21 protein-coding genes and 1 tRNA gene are annotated in these 25854 nt (G+C 34.9%); 20 read left to right on the top strand and 2 right to left on the bottom strand.

The window, feature by feature from the left end:
* Positions 1 to 129: 129 nt before the first annotated feature.
* The 8 genes from IE051_RS08320 (at position 130) to IE051_RS08285 (ending at position 7471) form a co-directional block, all read left to right on the top strand.
* Entirely contained in the window at positions 130 to 1356 is a 1227-nt protein-coding gene (locus tag IE051_RS08320) for a Glu/Leu/Phe/Val dehydrogenase dimerization domain-containing protein (protein ID WP_189360314.1), read from the top strand.
* Between the two features lie 13 nt (positions 1357 to 1369).
* Positions 1370 to 2761 (top strand): sodium:proton antiporter NhaD, encoded by a 1392-nt coding sequence (gene nhaD / locus IE051_RS08315; protein ID WP_189360313.1) that lies wholly within the window; start codon positions 1370 to 1372, stop codon positions 2759 to 2761.
* 60 nt (positions 2762 to 2821) lie between these two features.
* Positions 2822 to 3514 carry a MotA/TolQ/ExbB proton channel family protein gene (locus IE051_RS08310; protein ID WP_373294345.1) on the top strand — a complete coding sequence of 231 codons (693 nt, stop codon included), beginning with the start codon at positions 2822 to 2824 and terminating at the stop codon, positions 3512 to 3514.
* Position 3515: 1 nt separating this feature from the next.
* Positions 3516 to 3908, top strand: coding sequence for an ExbD/TolR family protein (locus IE051_RS08305; RefSeq protein WP_189360311.1), 393 nt, complete (start codon positions 3516 to 3518; stop codon positions 3906 to 3908).
* 3 nt (positions 3909 to 3911) lie between these two features.
* Positions 3912 to 4778: an energy transducer TonB gene (locus IE051_RS08300; RefSeq protein ID WP_189360310.1), complete on the top strand. Its 867-nt coding sequence runs from the start codon at positions 3912 to 3914 to the stop codon at positions 4776 to 4778.
* 3 nt (positions 4779 to 4781) lie between these two features.
* Positions 4782 to 5999 (top strand): bifunctional folylpolyglutamate synthase/dihydrofolate synthase, encoded by a 1218-nt coding sequence (locus IE051_RS08295; protein WP_189360309.1) that lies wholly within the window; start codon positions 4782 to 4784, stop codon positions 5997 to 5999.
* 64 nt (positions 6000 to 6063) lie between these two features.
* Positions 6064 to 6138, top strand: a tRNA-Val gene (locus tag IE051_RS08290).
* A gap of 562 nt (positions 6139 to 6700) precedes the next feature.
* Positions 6701 to 7471: a LuxR C-terminal-related transcriptional regulator gene (locus IE051_RS08285; RefSeq protein WP_189360308.1), complete on the top strand. Its 771-nt coding sequence runs from the start codon at positions 6701 to 6703 to the stop codon at positions 7469 to 7471.
* A 271-nt stretch (positions 7472 to 7742) separates the two neighbouring features.
* Here the strand turns inward: IE051_RS08285 and IE051_RS08280 are convergent, their stop codons facing one another.
* Both IE051_RS08280 and gldJ read right to left on the bottom strand, forming a co-directional pair.
* Positions 7743 to 9023 (bottom strand): UDP-N-acetylmuramoyl-tripeptide--D-alanyl-D-alanine ligase, encoded by a 1281-nt coding sequence (locus IE051_RS08280; RefSeq protein WP_189360307.1) that lies wholly within the window; start codon positions 9021 to 9023, stop codon positions 7743 to 7745.
* A gap of 80 nt (positions 9024 to 9103) precedes the next feature.
* Positions 9104 to 10777 carry a gliding motility lipoprotein GldJ gene (gldJ, locus tag IE051_RS08275; RefSeq protein WP_189360306.1) on the bottom strand — a complete coding sequence of 558 codons (1674 nt, stop codon included), beginning with the start codon at positions 10775 to 10777 and terminating at the stop codon, positions 9104 to 9106.
* Between the two features lie 262 nt (positions 10778 to 11039).
* Here gldJ and porU point away from each other — a divergent pair, with 262 nt between their 5' ends.
* The 12 genes from porU (at position 11040) to IE051_RS08215 (ending at position 25854) form a co-directional block, all read left to right on the top strand.
* Positions 11040 to 14924 (top strand): type IX secretion system sortase PorU, encoded by a 3885-nt coding sequence (gene porU / locus IE051_RS08270; RefSeq protein ID WP_189360305.1) that lies wholly within the window; start codon positions 11040 to 11042, stop codon positions 14922 to 14924.
* A gap of 35 nt (positions 14925 to 14959) precedes the next feature.
* A complete protein-coding gene (porV, locus tag IE051_RS08265) occupies positions 14960 to 16186 on the top strand; it encodes a type IX secretion system outer membrane channel protein PorV (protein WP_189360304.1) in 1227 nt (408 codons plus the stop codon).
* A 93-nt stretch (positions 16187 to 16279) separates the two neighbouring features.
* The gene (gene cdd, locus IE051_RS08260; protein ID WP_189360303.1) at positions 16280 to 16762 is read left to right on the top strand and encodes a cytidine deaminase; all 483 of its coding nucleotides are present in this window, start codon (positions 16280 to 16282) and stop codon (positions 16760 to 16762) included.
* A 183-nt stretch (positions 16763 to 16945) separates the two neighbouring features.
* Positions 16946 to 17944, top strand: coding sequence for a pyruvate dehydrogenase (acetyl-transferring) E1 component subunit alpha (gene pdhA, locus IE051_RS08255; RefSeq protein ID WP_189360302.1), 999 nt, complete (start codon positions 16946 to 16948; stop codon positions 17942 to 17944).
* A gap of 3 nt (positions 17945 to 17947) precedes the next feature.
* Positions 17948 to 19564, top strand: a complete 1617-nt coding sequence (locus tag IE051_RS08250) for a dihydrolipoamide acetyltransferase family protein (RefSeq protein WP_189360301.1) — start codon at positions 17948 to 17950, stop codon at positions 19562 to 19564.
* Between the two features lie 87 nt (positions 19565 to 19651).
* The gene (locus tag IE051_RS08245; RefSeq protein ID WP_189360300.1) at positions 19652 to 20623 is read left to right on the top strand and encodes a M28 family metallopeptidase; all 972 of its coding nucleotides are present in this window, start codon (positions 19652 to 19654) and stop codon (positions 20621 to 20623) included.
* A complete protein-coding gene (locus IE051_RS08240; RefSeq protein WP_189360299.1) occupies positions 20616 to 21299 on the top strand; it encodes an SDR family NAD(P)-dependent oxidoreductase in 684 nt (227 codons plus the stop codon). Before IE051_RS08245 ends, IE051_RS08240 begins: the two co-directional genes overlap by 8 nt.
* 3 nt (positions 21300 to 21302) lie before the next feature.
* Entirely contained in the window at positions 21303 to 21944 is a 642-nt protein-coding gene (locus IE051_RS08235) for an HAD family hydrolase (protein WP_189360298.1), read from the top strand.
* A gap of 23 nt (positions 21945 to 21967) precedes the next feature.
* On the top strand, positions 21968 to 22579 hold the full coding sequence (locus IE051_RS08230) for a SprT-like domain-containing protein (RefSeq protein ID WP_189360297.1): 612 nt from the start codon (positions 21968 to 21970) through the stop codon (positions 22577 to 22579).
* Positions 22572 to 23651, top strand: a complete 1080-nt coding sequence (locus IE051_RS08225; protein ID WP_189360296.1) for a mannose-1-phosphate guanylyltransferase — start codon at positions 22572 to 22574, stop codon at positions 23649 to 23651. Before IE051_RS08230 ends, IE051_RS08225 begins: the two co-directional genes overlap by 8 nt.
* Before the next feature lie 6 nt (positions 23652 to 23657).
* On the top strand, positions 23658 to 25133 hold the full coding sequence (locus tag IE051_RS08220) for a DUF389 domain-containing protein (RefSeq protein ID WP_189360295.1): 1476 nt from the start codon (positions 23658 to 23660) through the stop codon (positions 25131 to 25133).
* Positions 25134 to 25137: 4 nt separating this feature from the next.
* Positions 25138 to 25854 (top strand): SDR family oxidoreductase, encoded by a 717-nt coding sequence (locus IE051_RS08215; RefSeq protein ID WP_189360294.1) that lies wholly within the window; start codon positions 25138 to 25140, stop codon positions 25852 to 25854.

The following is a 25854-nucleotide window of genomic DNA, read 5'->3' as shown; positions in this document are numbered from 1 at the left end:
TTTTTAGTTTTTTATATTTGTTACAATAATAATTTAAACTTTTTTATATGAATCAGCTTTAGCTTCGTTTGGTTTTTAAGTATCAGAAGATTGAACAAGTTATTAGTATGAATCAATTTATATATAGAAATGAAAGAATTATTAAAGAAGTACGAAAATAAGGCACCCGAAATTGTTTTTAATTGGAAAGACTCTGAAACTGAGGCGGAGGGATGGGTAGTCATAAACTCCCTGCGTGGAGGGGCTTCAGGAGGAGGAACTAGAATGCGCAAAGGACTTGATATGAACGAGGTGTTATCGCTAGCAAAAACAATGGAAATTAAATTTACAGTTTCTGGTCCAGCTATTGGTGGTGCTAAATCTGGGATTAATTTTGACCCTCATGATTCTAGAAAAAAAGAAGTTTTAGAACGATGGTATGCCGCTGTATCTCCACTTTTAAAGAGCTATTATGGTACGGGTGGTGATTTGAATATTGATGAAACAAATGAAGTAATCCCTATCACAGAGCAAAGTGGTGTTTGGCATCCTCAGGAGGGTGTTTTTAATGGGCATTTTAAACCAACTGAAGCGGATAAAATTAATAGAATAGGCCAATTGCGTCAAGGTGTTATAAAGGTTATTGAGAATCCTCAGTATTCTCCAGATGTGTCAAGAAAATATACCGTGGCAGATATGATCACCGGTTTTGGTGTCGCTGAAGCGGTAAAGCAATATTATAATATTTATGGTGGCTCTATTAAGGGGAAATGTGCCGTAGTACAGGGATTTGGTAATGTTGGTGCTTCTGCTGCATTTTATTTGTCTAAAATGGGAGCAAAAATTGTAGGTATTATTGATGTTTTTGGAGGGGTCATTAATGAGGAAGGTTTTTCATTTGATGATATATGTCATTTTTTTCTAGCCAAAAAGAGTAATACCTTAGTCGCCGAAAAATTAATTCCATTTGATGAAATAAATAAAAGAATTTGGTCTTTAAATGCCCAAATTTTTGCACCTTGTGCGGCCTCGCGATTAGTAACAATACATCAGATTGATGAAATGATAGATAGTGGATTAGAAGTTATATCTTGTGGAGCTAATGTGCCTTTTGCCGATAAAGAGATTTTCTTTGGACCAATTATGGAACATACAGACTATAAAGTTAGTTTAATTCCAGATTTTATTTCAAATTGTGGGATGGCGCGTTTATTTGCATATTTCATGGAGCGTAAGGTTCAAATGACAGATGAGGCTATTTTTAATGATACCTCAAATAGAATTAGAGAAGCGATAGAAAAAGTATACAATAAAAACAAATCAAAAACGGGAATCAGTGCAACCGCCTATGAAATAGCATTGGAACAACTTATTTAATCAAATTAGATTTATGGAAGCAGCAATTATCTTAGTATTTGTTATTGGCTATTTAGCCATAACCCTAGAGCACAGTATAAAAATAGATAAATTGATTCCGGCACTAGTCATGATGGCTATTTGTTGGGCATTAATTGCCTTAGGCATTGATGCGTTTCCAAATTGGTTTGATTCTGGTGAACATGCCTTAGTAGATGGTTTTGGTTTGCTTGGTCACGACGATAAAATGCATTTAATGGAGGAAACCTTATTGCATCATCTAGGAAAAACCTCTGAAATATTGGTATTTCTTTTAGGGGCTATGACTATAGTTGAGATTATCGACTATTTTGATGGTTTCTCAACAATAAAAGGCTTCATAAAGACAAAAAAGAAGAGTAAAATCTTATGGATTTTTGCCATTCTTGCCTTTATTTTATCTGCAATTATAGATAATTTAACCGCTACAATCGTACTTATTTCTATACTTCAAAAAATTGTTAAGGATAGAAATATTCGTATTTGGTATGCAGGTTTAATTATTATTGCTGCAAATGCAGGTGGTGCTTGGTCACCTATAGGTGATGTAACCACAACAATGCTTTGGATTGGAAATAAAGTATCTACAGGACACCTGTTTGGATACTTATTTTTACCATCGCTTATATGTATGGTAGTGCCAACGTTAATAGCCACTTTTTTACCTGTATTTAAAGGGGAGTTAGATGTTGAAGTTGTTGAAGAAAAACCAAAAAGTAAGTTTAGTGCTACTATGTTGTATTTAGGTTTAGGAGCTATTGTTTTTGTGCCTATTTTTAAGGTTGTTACACATTTACCGCCTTATGTAGGTATGATGTTGTCTCTAGGTGTTGTGGCAACTTTTGCTGAGATTTATAGTAGTTCCAAGTTTAGTATGACAGAGCACGGTGCCGAAGAGAGTGATGCTCACGCACTTCATAGTCCTGTACATTATTCGTTATCAAAAATTGAGTTGCCAAGTATCTTGTTTTTCCTCGGAATTTTAATGGCCGTGGCGGCATTAGAATCATTGGGTACATTATACGGGTTTGCATTAACCCTTAAAGAAGGCGTGCCTATGATTGGTACAGAAATGGTAGGTACGAAAGTGTCAGATTTGGTGGTGCTATTGTTAGGTGTAGGATCTGCAGTAATTGATAATGTGCCATTAGTAGCTGCTAGTTTAGGTATGTTTAGTGCTGCTTTAGACGATCAACTATGGCATTTCATTGCGTATTCCGCTGGTACAGGAGGAAGTATGTTGATCATAGGTTCAGCTGCTGGAGTTGTAGCAATGGGTATGGAAAAAATAGATTTTTTCTGGTATCTCAAAAAGATATCAATTTTAGCTTTATCCGGATTCATAGCAGGGGCATTAGTCTTTTTATTCACAAGAACATTATTTTAATATACGGAAAGAGAATTAAGTACGTTATTAAGTTCATTAGATAATTATTATATGTTAAGTATGGGAATACAGGATGCTCAAGATGGAGCAGAGATTGTTACGGATGGTGAATCCGTTGAAAAAACACTTTCAATAATAGAATTAATAAGTAGCGGAGGACTTGCTGGTCAAGTTATTATTGCTGTTTTGTTTTTACTTTTAGTAGGTGCTATTTATATTTATTTTGAACGCATTTTTGCCATTAAGGCGGCCTCTAATGTAGATGCTAATTTTATGAATCAGATAAAGGACCATGTAAGTAATGGGAAAATTGATTCAGCACAAATGTTATGTGCTCAGGTGAATTCACCAGTGTCTAGGTTGATAGGAAAAGGGATTTCAAGAATAGGAAAACCTTTAGCTGATATTAATACAGCCATTGAAAATGCTGGCCGATTGGAAATTTACGGACTGGAAAAAAATGTAAGCGTTTTGGCTACTATTTCCGGGGCGGCACCAATGATTGGGTTTTTAGGTACCGTAATAGGTATGATTTTAGCCATTTTTGAATTGGCGAATGCTGGTGGAACCATTCAGATGGATGTTTTAGCTAGTGGCCTATATACGGCTATGACTACTACAGTGGCTGGTTTAATTGTGGGTATTGTAGCCTATATGGCATATAACCATTTGGTTGTTAAAACAGATAAAGTAGTTTATCAAATGGAAGCAAACTCATTAGAGTTTTTAGATCACTTAAACGAACCTGCATAGTATGAATTTTAGAGGGAGAAATAAAGTAACTCCAGAATTCAATATGTCATCTATGACAGATATTGTATTCTTATTGCTTATCTTTTTTATGATTGCTTCTACTTTAGTGACTACCAATGCTATTGATATATTACTGCCTAAGGCAAGTGGGAAAACTGAGAATAAAAAGTCGGTTGCAGTAAGTATAAAAAAAGATTTGACCTATTACATAGATCAGAAACGTGTTGGAGAGAGTGTCTTGGAAAATGAGTTATTAGCGGCATTGTCTTCAAAAGAGAAACCCACTATAGTTTTGCGTGCTGAAAAATCTGTGCCTGTTGAAAACGTAGTGAAGGTTATGGATATTGCAAATCGAAATAAATTTAAGGTGATATTGGCTGTAAAGCCAAAATAAGGGATGAAGTATTTGCAAACCAAACATGAGCGGAATTCTGCGAAATTAACGGCGTTAATTTCAATAATTTTGTTGCTTTTACTGTTTGTGGTTGGTACAACTTATATGGACCCACCTGAAGAATATGGTGTTGCTGTTAATTTTGGTAATTCCATGGTAGGATCGGGGAATAAACAACCATTAAAACCTGTAAAATCTGAGCCGCAGGAAGTTGTAGAGCCTGAAGAACCAGATGTTTCCAAGTCAGAGGCTGAGCCCGTTAAATCTGCAGAATCCGAGGAAGAAGTTATTACTGAGGATAATGCCGAAACTATTGCTATTAAAAAACAAAAAGAGGCAGAAGCCAAAGCAAAGGCGCTTGAAGAAGCAAAAGCCGAAGCTGAGGCAAAAGCTGAAGCCGAGCGCATAGCAAAAGAAAAGCGTGAACAAGAAGAGAAAAAGAAGAAGTTAGACGCCTTAATTGGAGGTGTGAGTAAATCTGAAGGCACTGAAACCGGTAGCGAAGGTGATGATAATGTGGCTGGTGATAAAGGTCAGTTGGATGGTGATCCCTACGCAGCAAGTTATTTTGGAGGTAAAGGATCTGGAAGTGGCGGTGTTGGTTATGGGTTGAAGGGCAGGGGTGTCGCTTCATTTAAAAGAATATCTCAAGATTGTAACGAGTCTGGAATGGTAATAGTTAAGATTGTTGTAAATAGAGAGGGCAATGTAATTGAGGCGGTTCCCGGCGTTAAATACACAACTAATACAGCTAAATGCTTATTAGACCCAGCTAAAAAAATTGCACTGTCACATAAGTGGCCTGCAAATCCAAAAGCACCTACAAGGCAAATAGGATTTGTTAGGGTGAACTTCAAAATAAGCGAATAATACATGAACTATCAAGATACATTAAATTGGATGTTTTCTCAGCTTCCAATGTATCAAAAGCAAGGTAGTTCTGCCTTTAAAAAAGATTTATCAAACACTATACTATTAGCAAAGCATTTAGGGAACCCTGAGAAGGTTTTTAAATCTATTCATGTGGCTGGTACTAACGGAAAAGGGTCTACAAGTCATATGCTGTCTTCTGTTTTGCAGGAGGCGGGATATAAGGTTGGTTTATATACTTCTCCTCATTTAAAAGATTTTAGGGAGCGTATAAAAATAAACGGCAAAGAAATTAGTAAGGCAAATGTCGTAGAATTTATCCAAGAGAATAAGGCATTTTTTGAAAATAATCAGTTGTCTTTTTTTGAGATGACTGTGGGTATGGCATTTGATTATTTCTCTAAAGAGAAAATAGATATAGCGGTTATTGAGGTTGGTATGGGAGGACGTTTAGATTCAACTAACATTGTTACCCCTGAAGTTTCGGTAATAACGAATATAGGTTTAGATCACATGCAATTCTTAGGGGATACCCTTGAGGCTATTGCTTTTGAAAAAGGCGGCATTATTAAACTTAATATACCGGTAGTGATTGGAGAAACCCAAAGCGCCACAGCACCTATATTTATGGAATTAGCAATGCAAAACAATTCTGAAATATATTTTGCTGATCAGGAAGTGTCTGAAAGTTATAAGACCGATTTAATGGGTAGTTATCAATCGAAAAATATAAAAACGGTAGTTCAAGCCATTAAGGAACTTGGAAAAAGTGGCTTTTCAGTTTCAGAGGAACAGCTAATTAATGGATTGGGGCAGGTAGTGGATCACACCGGCTTAAAAGGACGTTGGCAGGTAATATGTCAATCGCCAAAGGTTGTTTGTGATACAGGACATAATAGAGAAGGCTTAATCCATGTAATGGATCAACTCAGCAATGAAGACTATAAAACACTTCATATTGTTTTTGGAGTGGTAAACGATAAAGATTTAGACTCTATTGCTGATTTATTGCCAAAAACGGCCAAATACTATTTCTGTAAACCGGATATACCTAGAGGATTAGAAGCAGATAAGCTTCAGAAGGCTTTTGGGGCATACGGATTATATGGTAGTGCTTATCGTTCTGTTTATGAGGCTTATAAATCGGCAATTGAAATGGCAGATTTAGATGATTTTATTTTTGTTGGAGGGAGTACATTTGTTGTTGCAGAAATAATTTAAAATTTTTTAAAAAAAACTTTTGCAATGTTAAAAACTAGATTATATTTGCACCTCCTAATAATAAGGGCGCGTAGCTCAGTTGGTTCAGAGCACTTGGTTTACACCCAAGGGGTCAGGGGTTCGAATCCCTTCGCGCCCACTTCAAAGAAAAAAGCTTGATGAATTTCATCAAGCTTTTTTTGTTTTAAATATGTCATGGTCTAAGCTTATTTTAGTTTTTAAAGGATATTGCTTTTTCTGGTAGGCCAACTTTCGTAATTTCTTTTAGATTGAATTTCATCCATACTAAATAGTTTATAGTGGTATGTTTTCATTTTAAACTGTCATTATAGTTGCAGCACAAAGTTGGTAGTGCAAACGCATATCTGTATGGCATACATGCTAAGCTTGGACAAGAATGTCTAGAGAACGCTTTTTAATTGGTCTTTAAGTGGCGTTTTAGGAAATGTATGCGTTTCAGAACTACTTGTTTAGATCTAGAAAATATTGCCTTATCACTACGGTTATGGAGTTAAATCCAATTGATTTATGGTTTCATTATAGTATCAGGCTTTGGAAGTCTAAGCGGGTTTTGATAAAAATTCTTTTTAATAATCTGTGAGTTAATTCTTTACAAGTATTATTTTGAAACAGGTGTTTATTTTGTAACTTCGATTGTTATAGGCGTAATTATTGTGTAATCCGTTTTAAATTAAGTTTTTATGATAATTGATGATATTAGAGACAGCTACAAAACTATATTTGAGTCTTATGGAAAACCTTCGCTGGAAGAGCATATTCAAAAAATTATTGAACTGGACGCTTTCTTGCCATACAGCTCTACGTTTTTTTGCATAACCAATACGCAAGACTTGACATTTGAATATATAAGTAAAAATATGGCGGCTTGCTTAGGCTTAAATGCCGACGAAATGAAAAGTAAGGGTATGCGTCACTTTTGGAGTAGAATGCATCCAGACGATCTAGAATTATGGCTTCAAGCTTTAAATGAATTGATGGGTTTTACTTTAAAAGAGATCCGTATTGAAGATCGAGATAGAATGAGTTATACCTGGAATTATCGTTTTAAAAATGGCCAAGAGGACTATGTAAACATTATTCAAAACACCACGCCTCTTGAATTTGATAGTACACATAAGCCTATTATAGGACTTGCCCATTATACTGTTTTAGCACCTCAAATTAAAATGCCAATTTGTGCTTCGGCTAAATTGTTAAATGTTAATAGTGAGTATGAAACGGTTTATTTCAACAATTTTTCTCAAAAATTATTATCGGATGGTATAAGTAATAGAGAGCGGGATATTATAAGGCTTTTAGTATTAAATCATTCAAGTAAAGTTATTGGGGACAAATTGGGGATAAGTTCTAATACAGTGGATACGCATAGAAGAAATATTTTAAAAAAATTGAATATTTCCTCAACAGGGGAGCTAATAGGTATGCTTAAGATGAATAATAGCATTATTTAAAGGCTTAGAATCTAGTGATTTAGTGTTGGGTGTTCTTTTTGTCCGATAAAACTGGTCTTTTGTCGAAAAAAAATAAAACTACTCAATTTGAGTATTGTGGGACTTATTAAAATCATTCATATTTGTAGTGCTATTAATTAGTTCTTAGGGAGAATTTATTAGAAAGTGTCTGTTTATTCATTTAATCAGGCACTTTTTAATTGAAATAGTTTCTGCCTTAACACTGATATTTTGAGCCTACAAAGATTTTAGGATAGTGTCGTTTATTATGCTAATACATATCGAGAACGCGTTCTAGAGCCATGCCACGAGAACCCTTTATAAGCAGACTAGAATTCTGGATGGCTTTCAATTCAGAGGATGTTTCGAAATTGTCAAAAGTTTTAAATTGGATTGCTTTATTAGCGTCTATTTTAGATTCATAAAAGTGCTCTCCAATAAGGAAAACCTGATCAATATTTAAAGATAGGACTAAGTCAACAATGTCTTGATGTTCTTGTTTAGCATCTACACCAAGTTCAAACATATCTCCCAATATGGCTATTTTGTTACCTTTTAGGTTTTGAAAGTTAAGTAAAGCGGCACGCATACTTGTTGGATTAGCATTATATGCATCTAAAACTATCTGGTTTGACCCTTTTGTTATAATTTGAGAGCGATTGTTTGTTGACACGTAGTTCTCGATTGCAGCTTTTATAGATTCGTCATCAACTTTAAAAAAATTACCAATACAAATAGCGGCAGCAATATTATGAAAATTATAGTCGCCAATGAGTTGACTGCTAATTTTTAAGTTATTGTAAGTGCAGGTAACATTTGGTTGGGTTTTTAAATTAGTTATTGGAACGTTTGGGTTGGTCTCTAAGTTGCCAAATGAATATATATTGCCCTTTTTTGTTTTCTCAATTTGAATAGCGTCATCAGAATTAATAAAAATGGTTTTCTTATTTTGTAGTAAGAAGGCATACATTTCGGATTTTCCTTTGATTACACCTTCTACACCTCCAAATCCTTCTAGGTGAGCTTTTCCAAAATTAGTTATATAGCCATAATCTGGTTTCGCAATGTCACATAAAAAAGCTATTTCTTTTAAATGATTTGCCCCCATTTCAACAATGCCTATTTCTGTTTCTTTTCGCATTGCCAATAGGGTGAGTGGTACGCCTATGTGATTATTTAAATTACCTATTGTAGCCGAAGTATTATACTTTTTTGATAACACAACATTAATAAGCTCTTTGGTAGTTGTTTTACCGTTACTCCCTGTTAAAGCTATTATTGGTTTGTTTAAATATAGCCTGTGATAGGTGGCTAGTTCTTGAAGAGTTTCTAGAACGTTTTTAACTAAAATTGTTTTTGCCGTGGTGTGGTATTCAGGTTCATCAATAATGGCGTATTTGGCGCCCATTTCAATGGCTTGTTCAGCATATGTATTACCATTAAAGTTGTCTCCTTTTAAGGCGAAAAACATGTCGTCCCTATTAATTTTTCTAGTATCTGTACATGCAGCGTTAGAGGATAAAAAAAAGCTGTGTAGTTGTGCTATTGTCAAATCGATTTATTTTGAAATAAAAGTATAAAAAAAAGTCCTAACAAGGTTAGGACTTTTTTTTATAAAATTTTTAATAGATGTTAATTTTTAGATTTGGTTTTTGATTTACTTTTTGATCCAACTCTAGACATTGCACATCTAAATCCAATATAGTCTGTTGCCATATCTTGTGGAAAGTAACGTCTTTGAGCAGGGTCTAACCAGTACTCTCTATCTTTCCAAGAACCACCTTTGTAAACTCTTACTTCATCATTAATCATAGAAGTTCGGTTGTTACCTCGGTCATATTCTCGAATAATATTACCTAAAGAATCTCTGGTAATAGAATGCTTAGGAGAATTGTACATTTTTCTTGTTTCAGCGTCAGTATCACCTTCTTCAGTTTCATCATCATTAAAGCTTTCAAAATAACGTGAAGAACGTTTGTCACCATCTCTGAAGTTTACGGCATTACTTCTGTCGAAATTAGTTCTTAAATATGTTTCATTTTCATCTACAGGTACTTGTAAAATTTCACCTGGTAAATTTCTAGCAATCACTTTTCCGTTAGATAGCGTATCGTAAACTACATCATCTGAGGTCACAACTTTTACAGTGCCATCCTCGTTAATAGCGTTTTTGGTATAAACATTTCCACGGTAATAATTGAAATCATTAAATTCACTATCTACAATAGGTCGGTAAACATCTGCTACCCATTCGGCAACATTTCCAGCCATATCATACAATCCATAATCATTTGGTTGATATGATTTAACAGCATTAGTTATATCGGCACCATCATCTGACCATCCTGCAATTCCACCATAATCACCTTTACCTTGCTTAAAGTTGGCCATTTGGTCTCCTCGGATTTTACGTTTTTCAGAACGTGTATATTGTCCATCCCAAGGATATTTTTTACGTCCACGATACAGGTTAAAACTTCTTAATTCACTTAACCCTAATGCAGCATATTCCCATTCAGTTTCCGTAGGAAGTCTATATTTAGGACCAATAACACCAGATTCTTTGGAAGCATAAACGTTAGTTTCATTTCCGTCAGCATCTACTTTAATATTTCTATTTCTTCTAGTATCCGTTTCACCATTATCATAGGCGCTTGGATCAACTTGATATCTACTTGTACTGAAGTAGTTGTCAGGATCCATTTCCGTTTGATTAATATCACGGTATCCGTTTTTCTGTAAATTCAATTCATTTACACGGTCTGTACGCCAATTGGCATACTCAACAGCTTGAATCCAACTTACACCAACTACTGGATATTCTGCATATGCAGGATGTCTCAGGTAGTTTTCAGTCATAACTTCGTTAAATCCAAGACGATTTCTCCAAACCAATGTGTCAGGAAGAATACCTCTGTAGATTTCTTTATATAAGTCATCATCTGGTGGATAAAGCTTTTTCATGTAGTCAAGATATTCTACATACATTAAATTGGTAACCTCAGATTCATCCATATAAAATGATTGAACATGTTGTTGGTTGGGACTATTGTTCCAATCATGCATGACATCATCTTGAACACGACCTTTTGTAAAGGTGCCGCCTTCTACAAAGACAAGACCTGGAGCGGTTTCTTGTTCTTGAAAGTTGGTGTTGTATTGAAAACCACCGTCTCTAGAATTTATTTGCCATCCAGTAGCTCTAGAACTGTTTTTAGAACTAGAAGATTTTTTACAGCTTGTAGAAACTACAGCTAGTGTTAAAATCAATAGAACCTTTATTGATGTTACTTTTTTCATATCCATACTTTTAAGTAAGCTAATAATTTTTGGTGCTGCAATATAAGAATTAAACCCAATAACGCAAGCTGTTTTTTACAATTTAACCAAAAAAAAGTGTATTTCATCCTGTTTTTTGGTTATTATAACGATGTTTTGACTGAATTTACCACCGTTTTATCATGTATAAACGCTAGCATAACTGTTTTATTATTGTATTTTTGATGGAGTTTTTAAAATTGTTGTTTTTTTTTAATAATAACATGGTGTTAATAGCGTTATTCTTGCAATGAAAAAGAAGATTTTATTTTTATTATTGATGATGTCGGTTGGGTTAGTTGCGCAACAAAGGCAGTTCAAAATTAGTTGGGACGGAACTCAAAAACTTTTTGGAGATAATTTTTCTATTGAAGTCCCTTCCTTTAATAAGGAAAACTTTGTTTATAATGGTGATACTTTATTATTTGTTGATCAGTGGGTGTCTAATTTTGAAGTTAACGAGTCTTCAATAACGTTATCTAATGTTGTTTTAGAATCCATCTCTAGTGAGGAATTAAAAGAATTGGACACTGGTAATATACCAACTAAGTTAGAATTTAATATAAGAAATACCCAATCAAGAGATAAGAAATATACCTATTTTCAGTTAGTTCCTCTTTTAAAGGGGTCTAATGGAACTTTTAAAAAAGTCACTTCATTTCAAATTAATTATAGGCAGGGCAATAGTTTAAGTAAGTTGTCTGCCTCAGGAAAAGGGTATAGCACTTCTAAAGCACTGTCTAGTTCTGTTCTCAAAGACGGGGATTGGTACCGGTTTTATGTGGATACCACAGGCGTTTTTAAATTGTCTAAAGATTTTTTGCAGAAATTGGGCGTTAATGTAAATAGTGTTGATCCAAGGGATATTAAGTTGTATGGTCATGGTGGTAGTATGATTCCCTTCTCTAATGCCGTGTCATATCCTTATGATGTGCCTGAAAATGCCATAAAATTTATTGGGGAAGAAGATGGTGTGTTTAATAACAACGATTATATTTTATTTTATGCACAAGGACCAAAAGTGTATAGTGAAGATAGTAGAACACATATTAATTGCTATACCGATAAAACCTATTATTATATAAACATAAGTCCAGGTAGAGGAAAGCGAATACAGCCTTTTTTGCAACCTGAGGGAGTTCCAGATTTAGTAATTGATACCTTTGAAGATTACAAATTTCATGAAATAGATGATTATAATTTAGTGTCACTGGGAAGGCGATGGTTTGGTGATAAGTTTGATATAGAGAATACAAAAGAATTTACATTTGATTTTCCAGATATAGTTGCAACTGAGCCAGTAAAGTTGAAAGTGGTTGTAGCTGCAGCCTCCGAATCTTCTAGTGTCATGGGGGTAAGTGTTGATGGGGTTAATGTGGCTTCTTTGGGCTTATCAGGAGTTTCCTCTCCAACATTTGCTAGCGGAGCAAGCTATTCAGGTGATATAAATGTTAATTCATCAAAAATAAGTGTAGGGCTTGATTTTAATAATCAGGGTAATCCTAGTGCCATAGGTTATCTCGATTATATTTCAATTGAAGCGGTGAGACAACTTAATTTTTTAAATAAGCAGTTCTTGTTTAAAAATAGTGTTGTAAGTTCATCTAGTGGCATTGGCGAGTATATTATAACGAATACCTCTAGGCTAACTGAAGTTTGGGATGTAACAGATTTGTATACTGTTGCAACTGCCGAAAATGTAGATAATGCTTCCAGCTTTAGTTTTAAAGCGACTTTGGGGAGTTTAAAAAAGTATGTGGCTTTAACCACTTCAGATTATTATACACCAAGTTATGATTCTAATACGGCAGTTAGCAATCAGGATATAAAAGGAACCATATTTCTAAATGATCAAGGAGGCTTTCAAGATGTAGACTATGTTATAGTGGCACCTAATAATATGATAAATCAGGCGGAACGATTGGCGGATATTAATAGATCTCAATATGGATTGAATGTTAAAGTGCTTGGATTAAATGAAATATATAATGAGTTTAGTTCGGGAAATCAGGATGTTGGAGCTATACGTAATATGGTAAAATATGTTTATGATAATGCCAGTTCAGAAGAACAAAGGTTGAAATATCTATGCTTATTTGGAGATGGGTCTTTTGATTATAAAGATCGTATTGCTAATAATACCAATATTGTACCATCTTGGTATTCCTATAACAGTTTTAGTGCTGCAACGTCTTATGTGTCAGATGATTTTTATGGTATGATGGATGAGAATGAAGGGACTATGCTGACATCAGATAAATTGGATATTGCGGTAGGAAGAATGTTAGCTGATACGCCACAGCGAGCCAAGGAATTGGTTGATAAAGTTGAATCCTATTATATTAAAGAAGCCTTTGGTAGCTGGAGAAATAATTTTGTGGTGGTATCTGATGATGTTGATAAAGATTGGGAAGGTATACTTCAGGGAACTACAGATGAAATAGGGAATTTAGTAAATGATAAAAAACCATTTATTAATGTTGTAAAGATTCATTCAGATTCTTTTGAACAGCAATCATCTGCAGGAGGAGATAGGTATCCGGCTGTAAATGCTGAAATTTCTAATGCTGTTGACAAAGGAGCATTAGTTCTTAATTATTTTGGTCATGGAGGAGAAGACGGATTGGCTGAGGAGCGTATTTTATTAAAACCAGATATTAATGATTTTAGAAATATTTGTAAACTTAATTGCTTTGTAACGGTGACTTGTGAGTTTACGAGGTTTGACAACCCCTTTAGACCGACGGCAGGCGAATCTACCTATTGGAATAAGGATACTGGCGCTATAGGTTTAATTACAACTACGCGTCAGATCTTTGTGAGTTTTGCTGTGGCTTTTAATAGAATTTTAGGGCAGTATTTGTTTTCTTATAATAATAATGATGATACTGTGAGCTATGAATATCCTACCATGGCAGAAGCCTTGAGGTTAGCTAAAGCTGATCGTTTAGTTACTGGAGCCTCTCAAAGGCGTTTAATTTTCTTTATTGGTGATCCAGCTATGAAATTGGCCTTTGCTGAACCAAGTATAAAATTAACAAAGATAAATGATGTGCCAATTGCACAAGCTACAGATACCTTGAAGGCGCTGAGTTATGTGAAGTTGTCCGGGGAAGTCACTGATCTTTCAGGTAATTTGTTGTCAAATTACAATGGTACTATTTCGTCAACTATTTATGATAAAAATATTGATAGAAAAACCTTAGCCAATGATGGTACAAGGCTTAATGGCGAATTGGTGTTGATGGATTTTAAAACATTGGGAGAAATAATTTTTAGAGGTCAGGCTTCTGTAGTCAATGGAAAGTTTGAGTTTGATTTTATAGTGCCCAAAGATATCGGTATTCCTGTGGGTTATGGCAAGGTTAGTTTTTACTCAAAAAACAAAGAATTGACACAAGATAAATCTGGGGCAGTAGTTAATACTGTACGTATAGGGGGGATTAATAAGAATGCAGAAGAGGATAATATTGGTCCAGTACTAACCTTATTTATGAATGATGAAAATTTCGTGTCTGGAGGTATTACTAATGAATCTCCTACCATATTAGCCAAGCTAGAGGATTCTAATGGTATAAATACCGCCAGTGGGGTTGGGCATGATATTGTAGCAATTATTGATGGCGATGAAAAGAATCCTATTGTATTAAATGATTACTATGAAACCGAAATGGATGACTATACTAAAGGTACAGTTAGTTTTCCGTTGAGAAATTTAGAGGAAGGTTTGCATACATTAACGCTCAAGGCTTGGGATGTATATAATAATTCTTCTACTTCTGAAATTCAGTTTGTTGTATTCAATGAAAATCAGGAATTAATGATTAATAATGTGCTTAATTACCCAAATCCTTTTGTTAATTACACAGAATTTTGGTTTAATCACAATAGTTCGGTGCCATTGGACGTTTCAATACAGGTGTTTACTGTTTCAGGGAAATTAGTTAGAACTTTAAATGGGCAAACCTCAGGAGGAATCAAAGTTGCCAGTTCATTATCAAGGGATATTGTTTGGGATGGTCGAGATGACTTTGGAGATAAAATAGGTAAAGGCGTGTATATTTATAAGCTCAGGGTGCACTCAAGTGCCTTAAATAAAACCGTTGAGAAAATAGAGAAACTTGTGATACTGTAATAAAAAATTATATTTGCTAAATTAAAAACTAATACATGAAGAATAAATTAATACTATTGCTGGCTTTTGTTGTTATTTTCAAAATTGAAGCACAAGAAAACCCTACAATTATAGTGCCTAATCCAAATGATTCCAGGGTTATTACCACAGGTGTGCCATTTTTATTAATCTCAGCTGATGCACGAGCAGCCGGTATGGGGGATATGGGTGTGGCTACCTCGGTAGATGCGTTTTCACAGCAATGGAATGCATCAAAATATGTGTTTTCTGAAACAAAGTCTGGTGTGGGTGTTACTTACACGCCTTATTTGAGCAAATTGGTTAATGATATTTTTCTTGGAGGCTTGACTTATTTTAATAGAATAGATGAACGTAGTGCTTTTGCTGCAAGCTTAAGATACTTTTCTTTAGGAGATATTGAGTTTGTGCCGGATGAAAATACGCCGCCTATTGTAGCTCGACCAAATGAATTTGCACTAGACGCTTCGTACGCCCTACGTTTAAGTGATCCATTTTCAATGGCTGTTACTATGCGTTATTTGAGGTCTGATTTAAAGTTGAATGTTGGAGATGTTGATGCCGTAGCCGCTAGTACCTTTGGAGTTGATATCTCTGGGTATTATCAAAGTGAAGAAGAGGCCTATGCCGATTTTAATGGACGTTGGAGAGGTGGTTTTGCTATTCAAAATATTGGACCAAAATTTAAATATGATGAAGGTGGTGTAGAAAATTTTCAACCAACCAATTTGCGTTTAGGTGGTGGTTTTGATTTTATTTTTGATGACTATAATAAATTGGCTGTAACTGCTGAGTTTACCAAATTGTTGGTGCCAACGCCTCCTATTTTAGGAACTGAATTTGAAGATACAAATGGAGATGGGGAATATGATACCCAAATTTCACCTGATAATGGTGTTATTTATAAAGGTAAGTCTAATGACGTGAGTTTCTTATCTGGTATGTTTCAGTCTTTTGCCGATGCACCAGGAGGTTTTGAGGAAGAAATGAAAGAAGTGACATGGGCATTGGGAGCAGAATACATGTATACTGATTCTTTTGCATTTAGAGCAGGGTATTTCAATGAGGCTGAAGAAAAAGGTGCTAGGAAATTTTTGGCTTTGGGAGCTGGATTTAAGGCAAACGTAGTTAATATTGACCTATCTTACTTGTTCTCAACATCAAAAGTTCAGAGTCCTCTAGAAGGTACATTACGTTTTTCTTTAACGTTTAATATTGGTGCTGGTGAATATTTTGAGTACTAGCAGAGTACTCTGCTAAAAAAGTATTGAAAACTATTGCTGTTGCAATAGTTTTTTTATTTATCAGAGTTTTTTAAATTTACTAGAATCTTGGGTATGAAAGAAATAAGAAAGGAATCGGTTTTATACATGTATCAGAGCTTAGACGAATTGCCTTTAGCCGTATCCAATCTTATGGAAAGGGCTGTAGAGGCTAGAAAAAGAGCTTATGCGCCATATTCGAAGTTTCAAGTAGGAGCTGCATTATTATTAGATAATAATGAGGTGATTACGGGTAATAATCAAGAAAACGCTTCTTATCCTTCTGGTTTATGTGCTGAGCGAACAGCTATTTACTATGCCGGTTCTCAATATCCAAATGCGAAAATACTCAAAATGGCAATCTCTGCTGGTGCATCAGAAAAGCAAACAACAAAGCCAATTCCGCCTTGCGGGGCATGCAGGCAATCTATAGCGGAATATGAGTTGAAACAAGAATCGCCAATTGAAATTTTTTTTATGGGTGAAACAGGTGAAATTGCTAAATCTAATTCTCTATCAAATCTGCTGCCATTTGTATTTGATAAGTCAGAATTATAGTGTTTTTATTCATGATGTTTTTCAGATGTTTAAGAATATATTCTTAAAATTATTAAATAGATAATTGGATTCAATTTGAGTCTATTTTTTCATATTTTTTCTAGTTTAATAAGATTGCGTTTTTTCAGTTACTCACAAAGTATTACTTTTGTAATCCGCTAATTAATAATTTAACATTATTCGATGCAAAAAATAACGAAAGAGGTTTACCTCAAGTGGTATGAAGATATGTTATTCTGGAGAAAGTTTGAAGACAAACTTGCTGCCGTATACATTCAACAAAAAGTAAGAGGATTTCTTCACCTATATAATGGGCAAGAAGCTGTTTTAGCAGGTGCTTTACATGCTATGGATTTGACAAAAGATAAAATGATTACAGCATATCGTAATCATGTGCAACCTATTGGTATGGGGGTTGATCCAAGACGTGTAATGGCTGAGCTTTACGGTAAAGCAACAGGAACTTCTGGAGGTATGGGAGGTTCTATGCATATATTCTCTAAAGAATTTCGTTTTTATGGGGGTCACGGTATTGTAGGTGGTCAAATTCCATTAGGAGCAGGAATTGCTTTTGGTGATAAATATCACGGTAATGATGGTGTTACATTATGCTGCTTTGGTGATGGTGCTGCTAGACAAGGTTCACTTCATGAAACTTTTAATTTAGCCATGCTTTGGAATTTACCAGTGGTCTTTGTTTGTGAGAATAATGGATACGCTATGGGTACTTCAGTTGAAAGAACAGCGAACCATGAGGAAATATATAAGTTAGGATTAGGTTATGATATGCCTTGTGCGCCTGTTGATGGTATGAATCCAATTAAAGTTGCCGAGGCTTTTGATGAAGCTATCCAGAGAGCAAGAAAGGGCGGAGGACCTACATTTTTAGAGCTTAAAACGTACAGGTATAGAGGACACTCAATGAGTGATGCGCAGCATTACAGAACTAAGGCTGAAGTAGAGGAATACAAGAAAATCGATCCAATTACTCAGGTTAAGGATGTGCTTTTAGATAAGAAATATGCCACTGAAGACGATATCAAGGTTATTGATAAACGTGTAAAGGACAGAGTTCTAGAATGTGAAAAATTTGCGGATGAATCGCCTTATCCAGAAAAACAACAACTCTATGATATGGTATACGAGCAAGAAGATTATCCATTTATTCAACATAAATTATAAGCTATGGCAATAGTAGTAAATATGCCGCGTTTAAGCGATACCATGGAAGAAGGTACTGTTGCGGCTTGGTTAAAGAAAGTAGGAGATAAAATTGAGGAAGGCGATATTTTAGCGGAAATTGAAACGGATAAGGCAACAATGGAGTTTGAGTCTTTCAATGAAGGGACTTTACTTCATATTGGAGTTCAAGAAGGAGAGACAACTAAAGTAGATGAACTTTTGGCCATTATTGGAGATGAAGGAGAAGATATTTCTGGATTATTAAACGGTGGTGGAACTGCTGCTCCCAAAGAAGCTGAAGAAACAAAAGAAGAAGTTGCCGAAGCTCCTGCAACTGCTGTATCAAGTTCAACCTCTGAATTACCAGAAGGTGTTATTGTGGTAACTATGCCACGACTAAGTGATACCATGGAAGAAGGAACAGTAGCAACTTGGTTGAAAAAAGTTGGAGATGCTGTAGAAGAGGGAGATATATTAGCGGAAATAGAAACGGATAAAGCAACTATGGAATTTGAATCATTCCAATCGGGTACTTTATTAGAGATAGGTTTAAAGGAAGGTGAATCTGCAAAAGTAGATGAGTTACTTGCTATTATTGGACCTGCAGGAACTGATGTTTCTGGCGTTGCAGCTGGATTTTCAGCTGGAGCACCTGCTCAACAAGAGGTAGCGCCCAAGGCTGCTGAGGTGAAAAAAGAGGCACCAAAAGCGGCACCAGCTGTTGCTAAGAAAACTAGTGCACCTGCACCAACACCGGTTACAGAAAATGGTCGCGTGTATGTGTCTCCTTTAGCTAAAAAATTGGCTGAAGAAAAGGGGATTAATTTGACTAAAGTTCAAGGTTCTGGAGAAAATGGACGTATAATTAAGCGCGATATAGAAAACTATGAGCCAGCAGCATCTGCCGCTTCAGTAGGTAAATTTGTGCCGGCTGGTCAGGAAGATTTTGATGAGGTTGATAACTCACAAATGCGTAAGGCCATTGCTAAAGCGTTAACAAATTCTAAGTTCTCAGCACCGCATTATTACTTAAATGTAGAGTTTGATATGGAAAATGCTATTGCTTTCCGTACACAATTTAACTCTATTCCAGATACTAAAATTTCATATAATGATATTGTTGTAAAAGCTTGTGCTCTTGCTTTAAAACAACACCCGCAAGTAAATTCGCAATGGTTTCCAGATAAAATGCGTTTAAATAATCACGTACACGTCGGAGTTGCTGTAGCTGTTCCAGATGGTTTGGTTGTACCTGTTGTTAAATTTGCTAATGAGCAAACTTTACCACAAATTGGTGCAGCGGTTAGAGATCTTGCAGGAAAAGCTAGAAATAAGAAATTAACACCAGATGATATGCAAGGAAGCACGTTTACGGTGTCAAATTTAGGGATGTTTGGTATTGATACATTTACATCTATTATCAATCAACCTAATTCTGCAATTCTTTCTGTTGGAAATATTGTTGAAAAGCCAGTAGTTAAAAACGGACAAATAGTTGTTGGAAACACAATGAAATTGTCTTTAGCATGCGATCATAGAACTATTGATGGTGCTACTGGAGCTCAATTTCTTCAAACATTGAAGGGGTATATAGAGAACCCAGTAACTATGTTGGTTTAATTTCAAGTAAATAATTAATTAGATAAAAACCTGTTTCATGTTAATTGAAACAGGTTTTTTTATCTTTAATACCTAAAATGGATATTTATGAGACTGTTAATTTATCTTTTAGTGTTAACTGCTATTTTTAGTTGTGGAACCCGAAAAACACCGATTAAGGCCGAACAAGAAAATGTTGCTGAAGGGGAGCGTGCGGAACTTCAAAGTATTCAAACAAGTTTAGAGTATTTAGCGTCTGATGAATTAGAGGGTAGAGAGACAGGTACTATTGGGATTGAAAAAGCAGCGGTATTTATTGAAAATTTTTTTAGTAAAAATAAGATTAAACCTTATTTTAAAACCTATAGAGATACCTTTAGAGTAAAGGATGTTGTAGGTTATAACATTGTAGGATACATTGAAGGTAATGATGTGAATCTAAAAAATGAGTTTGTCGTTCTAGGTGCACACTATGATCATATTGGAGCTGCAAAAAAAGTTGATGGTGATAGTATAGCCAATGGAGCCAATGATGATGCATCGGGAACAGTTGCGGTTATGGAGTGGGCCAAATATTTTTCTGAAAGTAAAAGTAATAAAAGAAGCATTTTGTTTACACTTTATGCCGCTGAAGAAATGGGTTTAAAGGGCTCTGAACATTTAGCTAGGAGATTAAAGGAATCTGATCTCGATTTGTATACCATGATTAATTTTGAGATGATTGGCGTTCCACGGACAGGAGATAAAATCATGGCTTATTTAACGGGTTATAATCTGACCAATATGGGTGAAAAGTTAAATAGTTATGCTCATGAAGATATTCTTGGTTTTTTACCACAGGCTAAATCTTATAACTTATTTCAACGGTCAGATAACTATCCGTTTTATCAAGAGTTTAAAATTCCAGCTCAGGCTATTTCCACTTTTGATTTCACTAATTTTGATTACTATCACCATGTGAAGGATGAAGCCGAACAGATGGATTTTGAGCATATGACTAGTTTTATTAATAAAATGATTCCTGCCTTAGAAGGCATGATTAATGCTTCAAGCAAAGAAATTAAAATGACTAATGAGTAAAAATATTATTATAACAGGAACAAGCAGAGGCATTGGTTTTGAACTGGTGCAATTATTTGCTAAAGCGGGGTATCAAGTTTTGGCGCTTTCCCGCAATGAGAAACCTATTGAGAATTTAGAATTGGCAAATGTAACTTGCTTTTCTTTTGATTTAAGCGATAATGATGCTTATAAGAAAGTTGAAGATTTTATAAACAAAACTTGGAAAAAGGTTGATGTTTTAATTAATAACGCAGGAACCCTTTTGAACAAGCCTTTTTCTGAAACCGGCTTGGTTGATTTTGAAAATGTCTATAAAACTAATGTTTTTGGTGTTGCAGAATTGACCAGAGTAGTCTTACCATTTATGCTAAAAGATAGTCATGTGGTTACTGTTAGTTCTATGGGAGGAGTACAAGGCAGTATGAAGTTTCCTGGTTTGGCAGCCTACAGTTCAAGTAAAGCTGCGGTAATAACTTTAACAGAACTTTTAGCTGAAGAGTACAAAGAGGCTGGAATATCATTTAATGTTTTGGCTTTAGGAGCTGTTCAAACCGAAATGCTCGAAGAAGCTTTTCCAGGTTATCAAGCGCCAACTACAGCTTTGGAAATGGCGAATTATATTTTTGATTTTTCACTTAACGGGAACAAGTATTATAACGGGAAATTGCTACAGGTTTCTAATTCTACACCTTAATTTATGAGTAAATACGAATGCATTATTTTTGATTGCGATGGCGTTCTAATTGATAGCGAGTCTATTGCTATTGGGGTTTTGGTTGATATGGCAAATGATTTGGGAGCTAAAATGGATAAACATCAGTCTTTAATAGATCTCAAAGGGAAGTCATTAAACCTATGTATGCAGCTAATATCTGAAAGAATTAAAAAAGAACTGCCTTTAAACTTTGAGACAGATTATCGAATAAATACTTTTGAGGCTTTTAGAAAAGAGATACAACCCATAAATGGAATAAAAGAAGTTCTTGAAAATTTAGAGATTCCATATTGTGTGGCTTCAAGTGGTCCAGAAAATAAAATTAGACTAAATCTTGAGGTAACAGGATTACTCCCTTTTTTTGAAGGTAATATATTTAGCTGTTATGCCATTCAAAAATGGAAACCAGAACCAGATGTTTACTTGTGGGCAGCAAGGACAATGGGATTTAAACCAAGTGAATGCCTTGTAATAGAAGATAGCCTTTCGGGAGTAAAAGGTGCTATAAGAGGAGGTTTTGATGTTTTTGGATACACAGAGCATGATTATGGAAATGAATTAGAAGCGTTATCAACAAAAACATTTTCTAACATGTCAAATTTGTTGGAAATGATAGAAGCATAAAGTATTCTTGTATTTTTACAGTCATGCAAAGTTCGCTTAGAAATTATTTACCGCCTTCAGCTATTATTCAGGTTTCAAAACTTTTGGAAGATGATAACCTCCAAGTGAAAATAAAAAAAGAACGTAAAACGCGCCACGGTGATTATAGGCGTTTGCCTAATGGGAAACATCAGATAACGATAAACTCTAATTTAAACCCATATCGGTTTTTAATTACATTAGTTCATGAGGTGGCGCATTATGAGAGTTATAGAGTTTATGGAATGCTTATAAAGCCACATGGTATAGAATGGAAGCGCACATTTCAGCATTTAATGTTGTCTTTTTTAAATCCTGATATTTTTCCTAATGAATTGCTACCACTTTTGGCAAAACATTTTAAGAACCCTAAAGCGAGTAGTGATACAGATGTTAAACTTTCATTGGCTTTAAAACAATTTGACCAATCAAATAATAAAACGCTTATTTTTGAAGTTCCCACGGGACAAAGTTTTAAATTATATAATGGCAGAATATTTAAAATGGGAATGAAACGTGTTAAGCGATTTGAGTGTATTGAAATAGAAACCGGTAGGGTGTATTTGTTTAACCCTAATGCCGAAGTAGAATTATTAAAAACAGAGGATTATGAATAAGAATTATTATGCCATTTTAATGGCAGGAGGTGTAGGCTCAAGATTTTGGCCTGTAAGTACGCAAGAGTTTCCTAAGCAATTTCATGATATGTTGGGAACTGGAGATACGCTTATACAGAAGACCTTTCAGCGTTTATCGAATCTTATACCAAAGGAAAATATATTTATACTAACTAATGAACGATATAATGACTTAGTATTAGAGCAACTACCTGATGTTAAACAAAGGCAAGTGGTTTTAGAACCGGCCATGCGTAACACCGCACCTTGTATTCTATATGCGTCTTTAAAAATTCAAAAAGAAAATGAAGATGCTGTAATGATTGTTGCTCCAAGTGATCATTGGATTGAAGATGAGCAAACGTTCTCAGAAAATGTACAGCAAGCTTTTGATTTTTGTTCGCAGAATAAGGCCCTTATGACTTTGGGTATTCAACCAAGTTTTCCGAATACGGGTTATGGGTATATCGAGTTTGACAAAACTTCAAATGAGGATATAAAAGGGGTTAATCAGTTTAGAGAAAAGCCTGATTATGAAACTGCGAAGGAATTTATAAGTCAAGGTAATTTTTTGTGGAATGCAGGAATTTTTATGTGGAGTGTAAAAAGTGTCATTGATGCTTTTCAAAACAATCAGCCTGAACTCTATACGCTTTTTGAACAAGGTATACCGGCATATAACACAAGTTTAGAAGCTGAGTTCATAAAAGAGAATTATCCCAAGGCCGAGAATATCTCTGTGGACTACGCTCTTATGGAAAAGTCGAAAAATGTTTATGTTATTGCTGCAGAATTTGATTGGAATGATTTAGGAACCTGGGGTAGCCTATATGATAAACTTGATAAAGATGCCGAAAGTAATGCCGTAGTGCATGCAAGAACATTGGTTGAAGATGCCGCAGGGAATATGATTCGTACTAAAAATGATAAAATTGTGGTTGTCGATGGCTTGAATGATTATATTATTGTTGATAAAGACGAAGTTTTGCTTATCTTTCCTAAAAGCAAAGAACAGAATATCAAAAAAGTGCTCCAAAATGTTAAAAACAAATTTGGAGAACAATATGGATAAATAATTATGGCTGAAGAAAGTAAATTTAATTTTTCTGAGGAAGATACATCTGAATCTGAGAAAACCAAAACAGTAGAAGCTTCTAAAAAGGCCATGCAAAAGGATGCCCAGGGTTTATTCCAAAGCATTAGGCAATTTCTTAAGGAGCTATTAGATTTTAGGGATGATACGGATAGAGATGCTACCATTCAAGCTATAAAAACTGATATTTCATTTAAAGGCGCAACGGCATGGATTTTAGTATGCTCTATTTTTGTGGCTTCCATTGGTTTAAATGCAAATTCTACTGCCGTAGTTATTGGGGCGATGTTAATTTCTCCATTAATGGGGCCAATTTTGGGTGTTGGTCTTTCAATAGCTATTAATGATATTGATACACTCAGAAAATCATTAATAAACTTGGCGACTATGATAGCCTTAAGTTTAATTACAGCATTTATGTTTTTCTGGTTATTCCCATTAAGTGAAGATACCTCAGAACTTTTAGGTAGAGTGCGACCTGACATTCGAGATGTTTTAATTGCTTTTTTTGGCGGCTTAGCATTAATAATCGCAAGGACTAAGAAAGGTACTATAGCTTCAGTGATATTCGGTGTTGCTATTGCAACGGCGTTAATGCCTCCATTATGTACTGCTGGTTATGGATTGGCAAAAGGTAATTTTATTTATTTTGGACAAGCCATGTATTTGTTCACCATAAATACAATTTTTATTGCTTTAGCTACATTTTTGGTGCTTAAGTTATTAAGATTTCCAATGCTTAAGTACGCGAATTCAAAGAAAAGGTTACTTATATCAAGAGTAGCAACGGTTCTTGCTATAGTGGTTATGATACCTGCTATTTGGACTTTTTTAATTGTTTTGGATGAAAGTAACTTTCAAAGAGATGCAGCCACTTTTATAAAAAAAGAACTTTCAGAATTACCACACGCAGAATTCATAAAAAATAATGCCTCATATATCTATGGTGATGATGAGGTTTCTATAATTGAGCTGAATACTTTTGGATTAGATGAAATACCTGAAGCCTCTATAGACTTATTAAGAAGTCGACTTAAGGATTATCGTGCTTTAAATAACACAGAGTTAATCGTTAATCAAAATAAGACCAAAAATTTAGATAATATGAGGTATATGGAGGAGTTGCGAACTCGAGATTCATTGGATTTGCTCTCGCAGAACCAGCAAATTAGTTACCTTAAAGATAAAGTTAGAAAGCTTTCCAAATTAGATAAAAGTTATGCCGCCTTTGATGAACTTACAAAGGAGGTGAAAATCATTTATGAGAATTTAGAGGAGATATCTTATGCCAATTTAGTCTCAACAAATTTCAACAAGAAAGATACTATTTCTGTGTTCTTCTTGAAATGGGATAAGTCTAAAACCAAAGAGAAAGAACGAAGACGAGATACCGAAAAACTTAAAAAATTATTTAAACAGAAATTACGTCTGGATACCTTAGTTGTCAACCGATTAAATTAAAAGTATGGGCAACTTAGGGAATATGAACGATTGTGATTTAGTTTTAATTACTGGTGCTAATCGTGGCTTAGGCCTAGGGTTTGTTCATTATTATTTAAAACAAGGTTTAAATGTTATCGCCTGTACTAGAGATATTGATAACAGCCTAGATCTGAATTTACTTGCTAGAGAGTATAACAGTAATTTGGTCATCCATGAATTAGATATTTCTCAAGAGAATTCTATAACACGTTTAGGAAAAAAGGTGGAGCATTTGCAATTTAATATTGTCATTAATAATGCCGGGGTTTGCACTGAAGAGAATTTAGGAAATTGGACTTCTAAAAATTTTGAAAGTATATTTAAAGTGAATACAATAGGTGTCGCACTATTTTCACAGACCATTTTACCATGTATAAAGCCAAATGGCAAATTAATTAATATGTCTTCTGGGATGGGATCCATAGCACTTAATCTTAATCCAGAATTAGGACTCGATGCCTATGCTATGAGTAAAGCAGCTTTAAATATTTTTAGCAGACGTTTGGCATCAAAGAAACAATGTGAAAACATAATCGTTGTAGCAATGAGTCCAGGTTGGGTGAAAACAGATATGGGAGGAAACGAAGCTCCAGTCACTATAGTTGAAGCCATTTTGAACCTGGGAATAGTAATAGATAAGTTATCACTTAAAGAAAGTGGGAAGTTTTTATCTGTTGATGGGGAAGAACTACCTTGGTAA

The sequence above is a fragment of the Algibacter mikhailovii genome (assembly GCF_014651495.1).
In the GTDB taxonomy this organism is placed as follows: domain Bacteria; phylum Bacteroidota; class Bacteroidia; order Flavobacteriales; family Flavobacteriaceae; genus Algibacter_E; species Algibacter_E mikhailovii.
Note: the sequence above shows the minus strand (reverse complement) of the source record. Positions and strands in the feature narration are given on the sequence as shown.

What these genes read in the sequence shown, in the direction of transcription:
- IE051_RS08320 (WP_189360314.1), top strand. Translation starts at nt 130, where the DNA reads ATGAAAGAATTATTAAAGAAGTACGAAAATAAGGCACCCGAAATTGTT.
- nhaD (WP_189360313.1), top strand. Translation starts at nt 1,370, where the DNA reads ATGGAAGCAGCAATTATCTTAGTATTTGTTATTGGCTATTTAGCCATA.
- IE051_RS08310 (WP_373294345.1), top strand. Translation starts at nt 2,822, where the DNA reads ATGGGAATACAGGATGCTCAAGATGGAGCAGAGATTGTTACGGATGGT.
- IE051_RS08305 (WP_189360311.1), top strand. Translation starts at nt 3,516, where the DNA reads ATGAATTTTAGAGGGAGAAATAAAGTAACTCCAGAATTCAATATGTCA.
- IE051_RS08300 (WP_189360310.1), top strand. Translation starts at nt 3,912, where the DNA reads ATGAAGTATTTGCAAACCAAACATGAGCGGAATTCTGCGAAATTAACG.
- IE051_RS08295 (WP_189360309.1), top strand. Translation starts at nt 4,782, where the DNA reads ATGAACTATCAAGATACATTAAATTGGATGTTTTCTCAGCTTCCAATG.
- IE051_RS08285 (WP_189360308.1), top strand. Translation starts at nt 6,701, where the DNA reads ATGATAATTGATGATATTAGAGACAGCTACAAAACTATATTTGAGTCT.
- gldJ (WP_189360306.1), bottom strand. Translation starts at nt 10,777, where the DNA reads ATGGATATGAAAAAAGTAACATCAATAAAGGTTCTATTGATTTTAACA.
- porU (WP_189360305.1), top strand. Translation starts at nt 11,040, where the DNA reads ATGAAAAAGAAGATTTTATTTTTATTATTGATGATGTCGGTTGGGTTA.
- porV (WP_189360304.1), top strand. Translation starts at nt 14,960, where the DNA reads ATGAAGAATAAATTAATACTATTGCTGGCTTTTGTTGTTATTTTCAAA.
- cdd (WP_189360303.1), top strand. Translation starts at nt 16,280, where the DNA reads ATGAAAGAAATAAGAAAGGAATCGGTTTTATACATGTATCAGAGCTTA.
- pdhA (WP_189360302.1), top strand. Translation starts at nt 16,946, where the DNA reads ATGCAAAAAATAACGAAAGAGGTTTACCTCAAGTGGTATGAAGATATG.
- IE051_RS08250 (WP_189360301.1), top strand. Translation starts at nt 17,948, where the DNA reads ATGGCAATAGTAGTAAATATGCCGCGTTTAAGCGATACCATGGAAGAA.
- IE051_RS08245 (WP_189360300.1), top strand. Translation starts at nt 19,652, where the DNA reads ATGAGACTGTTAATTTATCTTTTAGTGTTAACTGCTATTTTTAGTTGT.
- IE051_RS08240 (WP_189360299.1), top strand. Translation starts at nt 20,616, where the DNA reads ATGAGTAAAAATATTATTATAACAGGAACAAGCAGAGGCATTGGTTTT.
- IE051_RS08235 (WP_189360298.1), top strand. Translation starts at nt 21,303, where the DNA reads ATGAGTAAATACGAATGCATTATTTTTGATTGCGATGGCGTTCTAATT.
- IE051_RS08230 (WP_189360297.1), top strand. Translation starts at nt 21,968, where the DNA reads ATGCAAAGTTCGCTTAGAAATTATTTACCGCCTTCAGCTATTATTCAG.
- IE051_RS08225 (WP_189360296.1), top strand. Translation starts at nt 22,572, where the DNA reads ATGAATAAGAATTATTATGCCATTTTAATGGCAGGAGGTGTAGGCTCA.
- IE051_RS08220 (WP_189360295.1), top strand. Translation starts at nt 23,658, where the DNA reads ATGGCTGAAGAAAGTAAATTTAATTTTTCTGAGGAAGATACATCTGAA.
- IE051_RS08215 (WP_189360294.1), top strand. Translation starts at nt 25,138, where the DNA reads ATGGGCAACTTAGGGAATATGAACGATTGTGATTTAGTTTTAATTACT.